This is a genomic window from uncultured Campylobacter sp., assembly GCF_938045535.1.
Taxonomy (GTDB): domain Bacteria; phylum Campylobacterota; class Campylobacteria; order Campylobacterales; family Campylobacteraceae; genus Campylobacter_B.
In genome coordinates, this window is sequence record NZ_CALIMQ010000240.1 from 1 (window position 1) to 6,664 (window position 6,664).

Below are 6,664 nucleotides of genomic sequence, written 5' to 3' on the forward strand. Positions count from 1 at the left end.
GTTTCGAAAGCCTGCCCGACCATACCGACAAGATTTTCGTGGTCGATGAAAACGACATCCTGCAAGGCGTGCTGCCCATCCGCAAACTGCTGGTATCCGACCCCGAAGATTTGGTTGCGGACGTGATGGCGACCGATCTGCGCGCCAGCTCGGCACTCGTTTTAGCCGCCCTTGCGGCGCGCGGCGAGAGCAAAATACATAGAATTTACCACCTAGATCGCGGCTACGAAAAGCTCGAGGAAAGGCTTAGCGCGCTCGGCGCAGACATACAGAGGCTGGAGGAATGAAGACTTCGGAATAAAAATCTTGCGCGAGCAAGCAAAGTGGAATTTTACGCAAAACGCGTTTTAAAATGCCACGCTACGTAAGAGCCACGTAAATTCTATCAGCAGCAATGCATTAATCGCTAAAGCTAAGTGTGGCGAAATTTTAAAGGCAAATCTTGGTAGAATTTCAAGGATGAGTCCCTTAAGAATTTAAGTGGCGAACTTTGGTAAAATTTAATGAACGAGCCGTGGTGGAATTTTTTAAGCAAATGTGGGTGGAATTCCTAGGGCAAAGCGGAATTCTACGAGCGATACGTTTTGAAATTTTAAGCAACGCTCGCAGTAAAATAAGGCAATTGAGCCCGTAAAATTTCGCGCATTTATTTGGGTAAAATTTTGCTTTGCAAGCTTTGGCAAAACATAGAATTTAAGACTATGTGAGGTTTTAACTGCGCGAATTTAAAATGTAAAAAATGATAAAAAGGACTTAAAATGATAGGAATAAATGAGGCTATAGATTTGGCTACGGCTAGAATCACATCAAGCAGGCAGAGCGAAAAGGTGCCTCTTCCCAGCGCTCTAGACCGCATCCTTTCTAGCGATATTTCAGCGCTTAAAAACCTACCCTGCTTCGATAATTCGGCGCTTGACGGCTATGCCTACGCGGCGGAATTCAAAGACGAAAAGCTAAAGATCGTAAAGCCTACGATTTTTGCGGGAGATGAGAAATTCTACGAAATCAAGGCTGCGCAAGCGCAAAAGATAATGACCGGCGCGCCAATGCCTGCAGGCGCGGACTCTGTCGCGAGGCTAGAGGATGTAGACGCGCAAGGTGGAACTCTAAAAATCCCTGCTTCCGTTCATGCCCACGACGGCTTTCGTAAAAAAGGCGAGGAGGTGCGCGCGGGCGAGCTTTTATTGCGCCGTGGCGAAATTTTAAACCCTGCTAAAATCATGCTTCTTGCTGCGCAAGGAATTTACGAAATGGATGTTTACGCGCGTCCTAAAATCGCCCTATTTTCCAGTGGAAACGAGCTAAAAGAGCCGTGGCAGAGCGCAAGCGAGCGCGAAATTTATAACGCCAACTCTAGTGGCATTGCTGCATTGCTGCAAAAATACGGCTTTGAAAATGAGTATTTAGGGATTTTAAAGGATGATTTTAGCGCAGTATGCGAGGCGCTAGACGCTGCTACGCGTAAATTTGATGTGCTAATTACCAGCGGCGGAGCAAGTGCTGGGGAGGCGGATTTTATGCAAAGTGCTATGAGTGAACTTGGATTTTTACAGGTTTTCGATCACATTGATATCAAGCCCGGTCGCCCCAGCAAGTGCTTCGCAAAAGGCGGCAAATTCGTCTTTGCAATGGCAGGCAATCCGATGGCTGCTTTCGTGCTTACACGCGCAGTCATACTGCCGATCCTATTTAAGCTTAGCGGCGCAAGCGAGGCTTTTAGCGCAGAAGCGGCGATCTATGCCAAGCTCGCAAGCGATCTGAAGCTAAAAAGCGGCAGAGTAAATTTAACCGTAGGCGCATATGAAGGCGGAGTTTTTACGCCTATGCCGTCGCCTTCTGGGCGCATCAGACCGCTGGCTGCGGCATCGCATTTTTTCTTGGCTGATCCCGAATGCGACAAAGTTCGTGCTGGAGAAATCGTAAAAATTTATGAAATTTAAGCGAGAAATTATTGACAAATGAAAATTTATAGGCTACAATCGCGCTTTATTTTTACCGCATGCGGGAATAGCTCAGTGGTAGAGCGCAACCTTGCCATGGTTGATGTCGCGAGTTCGACTCTCGTTTCCCGCTCCATTTCAACTTCAAATTTTAAAATTCTTTCCGTTCCGTTCGCTTTTAAATCGCAAAATTTCGATATGAAAGCCTTAAAATGAAAATTTTAGTTTGCGTAAGCGGCGCCAGTTTTTGCGAGATCGGACTTGATCTGCTTAAATTTCTCGCAAGCTCGCCGCATGAAATCCACGCCGTGTTTACGCAGGGCGCGCGCCGCGTCCTGCGCGCCGAAAGCGGCATAGACGCGGACGAGGTCTTAAAATCCGCGGAATTTAGAAGCATAAAATTTCATCTCGATACCGATCTGGGCGCGCCGCCCGCTTCGGGCTCGTTCGGCATTGACGCCACAATCTTTGCGCCCTGCTCTATTAGCTCTTTGGCTAAAATTTACGGCGGGCTTTGCGACAGTTTAAGCACTCGCGCCGCCGCAGTCGCGCTAAAAGAGCATAAACGGCTGGTTTTGGGCGTGCGCGAAATGCCGCTTTCTGCGATCAGCCTGCGTCAGATGAGCGAGCTAGCCGCACTCGGCGTCATCATCGCTCCGCCCGTGATCGCAGGCTACTGCGGCGTGCAAAATTTAAAAAATTTCATAATCGGCAAGTGGTGCGACGCGCTGGGCGTGCAAAACGAGCTATTTAAAAGGTGGCAATAATGCAAAACTCAAGAAAATGTATCTATCCAGGCACTTTCGATCCTATCACGAACGGCCATTTGGACGTCATCAAGCGCGCGCTGGGGCTTTTTGATGAAGTCATCGTCGCAGTCGCGCTAAACGAGAGCAAAAAGCCCTACTTCAGCCTAAAATCCAGACTGGAGATGGCGCGAGCCGCGACACGCGGACTTCGCGGCATAAGTGTGCAAAGCTTTGATAATCTGCTCGTGGATTTTGCTAAATCTTGCGGCGTGCGCTTCGTTATCCGCGGGCTTCGCGCGGTTAGCGACTTTGAGTACGAGCTGCAGATCGGCTACGCAAACGCCTCGTTATGGGAGGAATTTGAGAGCGTGTATTTGATGCCGACGCTCAAAAACGCCTTCATCTCAAGCTCGATCGTCCGCTCCGTTTTAAGCCACGGCGGCGATGTTTCGCACCTGGTGCCAAGCGAAATTTTAAAATTTTTGAAAAAATGAGCTTGCAAACGACTGAAATTTAGCCCGCAGGCGCAGCTAAATTTAAAATTTGAAACTGCACGGGAGATAAAAATGGATAAGCAAATGGATGAGATAGAAAGACTGCGAACGTTTTTAAAAAGCGTGAGAGATGAATACAAAGCCTTAAATAAAATAGCCGAAGCGCAGACCGTAAGCAGGCGCTGGGCGTCTGGTAGCTATATCAATTTAGAGCCGTTTTATTTCGAATATAACCGCTTCTTTAAGGGCAAAATTTTAAAAGCTAAACCAAAAAAGATCGTAAACGCCTACGAATACGGCTTTGACGCGCAAGACCGCGTCGTTTTTGAAAGACAACATGACGGCAAAAAACATTTCTTTGAAAGCCTTTATTTTTTGGGGCGGGACGAAGTTTTAAAATATCATTTCGGTTGCTATAACAAAAGATGCGTAGGATGCTTCAATATAAAAAGATTTATCTATGAAAATGGCGAGCTAAAGTCCATCTACTCGGCCTTTGACAACAACGCCTATGGGATAGAAAATTTTACTTACGAAGGCGGCAAGCTCGCACAAAGACGGGAGTATGTAGAGCACCCTCGCGCAGGCAGAAGGAATGACGTAACAAACTATGAATTTGACGCAATGGGCGAGCTAAGCTTAATAACCGAAAATGGCTATGTGCGCTATCAAAAGCCAGATAAGAATATGAGCTATAAAAAGCTCTATGAGCTCGCCGCGCAAAGGCTGCTGCCCGCGATTAAAGAGACGATCAAAAAGCACGCGCCCGCCCGTAAACTCTACTGCATAAATTTAGCTTGCGACAATAGGAGTTTACCGCCGATCATCGGATTCGGCTCGCAAGAGCAGCGCGCGCAGTGGCTTGCGCGAAAAGATGGCTGGCTTCTTTGGCTTGTTCCTGATTACGAGTTTCGAGCCGAGGTCGAAGCAGACTACGAAACGGCGAAAATTTTTGATCTTTTCAATCAAGAAACGCAGCTAAATGATAAATATGCGCAGGCTAAAAAGCTCATTTGGGAGTGCGTGAAGCAGCTCAAAGCAGGTCTTGGCGAATTTGCGCTCGATATGACGGAGGATTTTACGATCACGGCTACCGATTGCGATCTTAGCAATCTGAGGAAAGATTTCATAGCGATAAATCCCGAACCGATAGGTGCATAAGGGCAAAATTTAAAATTTCATCGTCGCGATTTTGTCATCGCGCGCAGCGTTTGCCCGCCCGCGGCGCCCAGCAGCACACCTTACTCCGAGTGACGCCGCCGCCCTGCTCCGCCATTTCCGTCTAACGCTATCCGCTTTGCAAAGCATATATCCTGCTCTGCATGATGATGCCTGCTTCGCCCGACGCGTCATCATATCCACACGGCGCGCCGTCTTTATCGACCGGCGCCCTGCTTCGCTCGGTATATGTCCGTAAGCGTAAAATTTGTTTACTGCCTATTCAGCGCATCCATTCGAATGCTAAATTTAACCACGAGCTGCGCCACAAAGAGCAAGAGCCGAGCAAGGCGCCCAATAAAATTTTACGCCGAAAGATCAAAATCGGCTCGCACAAGCTCGCGCAAAAGCCCGATTTGGAGGCGAAATTTAGCGCCCGGCCGTTTAAAAAAGCCGCTATTTAGCTATAAATTTGTAAAATAGCGCACAAATTTAAAGGCGAAAAATGTATGTAATATTCGAAGGTATCGACGGCGTGGGCAAAAGCACGCAGATAGCGCGACTGGCGTCGGCTTTCCCGCAAGCGATCGTGACCAAGGAGCCCGGCGGCACGAAGCTCGGCGAAGCGGTGCGAAGCCTCGTTTTGGGCGAGGATTTTAAGTGGCGGCGCGGCAGCGTAAATCTGCGCGAGGCCTGCGGCGAAATCTCAAAGCGCGCCGAGCTGCTTTTGTTCCTCGCAGACCGCGCCGAGCACTACGAGCGCGTGATAAAGGGCGGCGCGGACAGGCTCGTGCTAAGCGATCGCGGCTTCATCTCGGGGCTTGCCTATGCGCTGGCAAACGACAAAAACGCGGATCTTAGCGAGCTTATCGCGCTTAATAAATTTGCGCTCGGGGGCAAATTTGCAGATAAAATCGTGCTGTTTTCGGCGGACGAACAGCTCATCGGGCGGCGACTTAAAACGCGCGCTAACAGCGATATAATCGAGGCTCGCGGGCTAAAATACCTAATGCGCGTGCAAGATCTTATGGCGCAGGCATGCGCGGCGTGCGGCGTTGAGACCCTGCAAATCGACGCCGCACAGTCCGAAGAAGCGATCTGCGATCAGATAAAAAATTTCATACTTTCTTAAAATTTTAAGACGTGGAATTTTGCCGCGAGAAAGAACTTTTGAGCTCTGCCGTGAAATTTTAGCTGTGAAATTTCATCGTGAAATTTTAGCTTTAAATTTCGTTATGGAATTTTACAGGAGAGATTCTAGGTAAAATTTCATGGGTGGAATTTGTTTTATAATTTCGCAGCAAAATTTCGCCACAGAATTCTGTCTTAAAATTCCGCCGCAGACTGAAAAAGCGCAAAATTTCATAAGCGAAATCCCGCGCGGAATTTTAATCCGCGGATTCGCAGGCGGAATTCCGCTTAAGCTTTAGATTGAAAGGATAGCGATGAAGATATTAAAGTTCGTTTTGCGTAAGATTTTTAAATTTATATTTCTGTTTTGGGTGGTCATAAGCTCGCTTTTGGGTAGCTATATTATCGCGGATAAATTTTTCGGCCGCAACTACGAATATATGACGTTAGTTCGTTCTTTTGGCGGTGCCCGCGTAGAACTGCAAAATTTTATGATAGATACGGACTTGCGCGCTACGACTATCGACAAGAGATTCGAGCATCGGCAAGGGGATCCGCTACCTGATTTCTCGGAGGATAACTCCACGGGCGCTCCGTATGAGCTAAACATAAAATTTGACTATATAAACCGCGAAAATACGCCGAAGATCGTGCTGAAAAATACCAAGCTCGAGCAGGAGAAGAGCGGGCGCGTAGTATTTGAAAAGGATGAGCTAGAGGCGCCGATAGAGGTTGGCGAATACAGCGGCATCGCAAGCGCATCGGTAACAATCCCGAGTATCGACTCCATCCACGTAAGGCATAAGCTAAGCACTGTAATATGCGTGCCTGATGGCTCCTGCACTAGCTTCGTGCACTACTTCTCGCCGCGCAAAAGCGCACAGGTTACGGCGGTGCTTAGGGCTTTTTAGCCGCGAGAAATTCGGCGTGAAATTTTAAAACATAAAATTTACGGCGGCATGGGTTAATTTGGCGGAATAAACGAGTAGATTATCAATGTCCGCAACGTAGTGATATGGTTTATTTATGTGGTGGGATTTTGCCGCTCGCCGTATTTGTGCAAAACAAAATTTCAAAATTTCGGGGTGCATAAAATTTATAGCGCAGCGTGAAATTCTACCCGGCAAAAATTTATGCCCTATTCCGGCGTCGATAAATAAATCTGCTAACAAATCCCGCGAGGCGTCAATCT

At 47.8% G+C, this 6,664-nt stretch carries 9 protein-coding genes, 1 tRNA gene and 1 pseudogene; 10 read left to right on the top strand and 1 reads right to left on the bottom strand.

What is annotated here, in order from left to right; translation table 11 throughout:
* The 10 genes and pseudogenes from Q0095_RS07305 to Q0095_RS07350 all read left to right on the top strand — a co-directional run.
* Nucleotides 1–287, top strand: a pseudogene (locus Q0095_RS07305) (hypothetical protein); the annotation flags it as partial.
* A gap of 471 nt (nucleotides 288–758) precedes the next feature.
* The gene (locus tag Q0095_RS07310; RefSeq protein ID WP_297882745.1) at nucleotides 759–1,940 is read left to right on the top strand and encodes a molybdopterin molybdotransferase MoeA; all 1,182 of its coding nucleotides are present in this window, start codon (nucleotides 759–761) and stop codon (nucleotides 1,938–1,940) included.
* A gap of 61 nt (nucleotides 1,941–2,001) precedes the next feature.
* A tRNA-Gly gene (locus Q0095_RS07315) sits at nucleotides 2,002–2,076 on the top strand.
* Nucleotides 2,077–2,152: 76 nt separating this feature from the next.
* Nucleotides 2,153–2,707 carry a UbiX family flavin prenyltransferase gene (locus Q0095_RS07320; RefSeq protein ID WP_297882747.1) on the top strand — a complete coding sequence of 185 codons (555 nt, stop codon included), beginning with the start codon at nucleotides 2,153–2,155 and terminating at the stop codon, nucleotides 2,705–2,707.
* Nucleotides 2,707–3,183: a pantetheine-phosphate adenylyltransferase gene (gene coaD, locus Q0095_RS07325; RefSeq protein ID WP_297882749.1), complete on the top strand. Its 477-nt coding sequence runs from the start codon at nucleotides 2,707–2,709 to the stop codon at nucleotides 3,181–3,183. Before Q0095_RS07320 ends, coaD begins: the two co-directional genes overlap by 1 nt.
* Nucleotides 3,184–3,267: 84 nt before the next feature.
* Complete coding sequence (locus Q0095_RS07330) at nucleotides 3,268–4,344, top strand: hypothetical protein (protein WP_297882751.1); 1,077 nt, start codon at nucleotides 3,268–3,270, stop codon at nucleotides 4,342–4,344.
* A 161-nt stretch (nucleotides 4,345–4,505) separates the two neighbouring features.
* The gene (locus Q0095_RS07335; RefSeq protein ID WP_297882753.1) at nucleotides 4,506–4,805 is read left to right on the top strand and encodes a hypothetical protein; all 300 of its coding nucleotides are present in this window, start codon (nucleotides 4,506–4,508) and stop codon (nucleotides 4,803–4,805) included.
* A 41-nt stretch (nucleotides 4,806–4,846) separates the two neighbouring features.
* Nucleotides 4,847–5,473, top strand: coding sequence for a dTMP kinase (gene tmk, locus Q0095_RS07340; RefSeq protein WP_297882755.1), 627 nt, complete (start codon nucleotides 4,847–4,849; stop codon nucleotides 5,471–5,473).
* Between the two features lie 139 nt (nucleotides 5,474–5,612).
* Nucleotides 5,613–5,771, top strand: coding sequence for a hypothetical protein (locus tag Q0095_RS07345; protein ID WP_297882757.1), 159 nt, complete (start codon nucleotides 5,613–5,615; stop codon nucleotides 5,769–5,771).
* A gap of 15 nt (nucleotides 5,772–5,786) precedes the next feature.
* Nucleotides 5,787–6,383 carry a hypothetical protein gene (locus Q0095_RS07350; RefSeq protein ID WP_297882759.1) on the top strand — a complete coding sequence of 199 codons (597 nt, stop codon included), beginning with the start codon at nucleotides 5,787–5,789 and terminating at the stop codon, nucleotides 6,381–6,383.
* A 24-nt stretch (nucleotides 6,384–6,407) separates the two neighbouring features.
* On the opposite strand, the gene Q0095_RS07355 is transcribed toward Q0095_RS07350, so the two are convergent.
* On the bottom strand, nucleotides 6,408–6,664 hold a 257-nt coding region (locus tag Q0095_RS07355), incomplete at its 5' end, for a hypothetical protein (RefSeq protein ID WP_297882761.1).

Bases quoted from the DNA above. Each gene is read 5' to 3' on its own strand.
- Q0095_RS07310 (WP_297882745.1), top strand. From the start codon at position 759: ATGATAGGAATAAATGAGGCTATAGATTTGGCTACGGCTAGAATCACA.
- Q0095_RS07320 (WP_297882747.1), top strand. From the start codon at position 2,153: ATGAAAATTTTAGTTTGCGTAAGCGGCGCCAGTTTTTGCGAGATCGGA.
- coaD (WP_297882749.1), top strand. From the start codon at position 2,707: ATGCAAAACTCAAGAAAATGTATCTATCCAGGCACTTTCGATCCTATC.
- Q0095_RS07330 (WP_297882751.1), top strand. From the start codon at position 3,268: ATGGATGAGATAGAAAGACTGCGAACGTTTTTAAAAAGCGTGAGAGAT.
- Q0095_RS07335 (WP_297882753.1), top strand. From the start codon at position 4,506: ATGATGATGCCTGCTTCGCCCGACGCGTCATCATATCCACACGGCGCG.
- tmk (WP_297882755.1), top strand. From the start codon at position 4,847: ATGTATGTAATATTCGAAGGTATCGACGGCGTGGGCAAAAGCACGCAG.
- Q0095_RS07345 (WP_297882757.1), top strand. From the start codon at position 5,613: ATGGGTGGAATTTGTTTTATAATTTCGCAGCAAAATTTCGCCACAGAA.
- Q0095_RS07350 (WP_297882759.1), top strand. From the start codon at position 5,787: ATGAAGATATTAAAGTTCGTTTTGCGTAAGATTTTTAAATTTATATTT.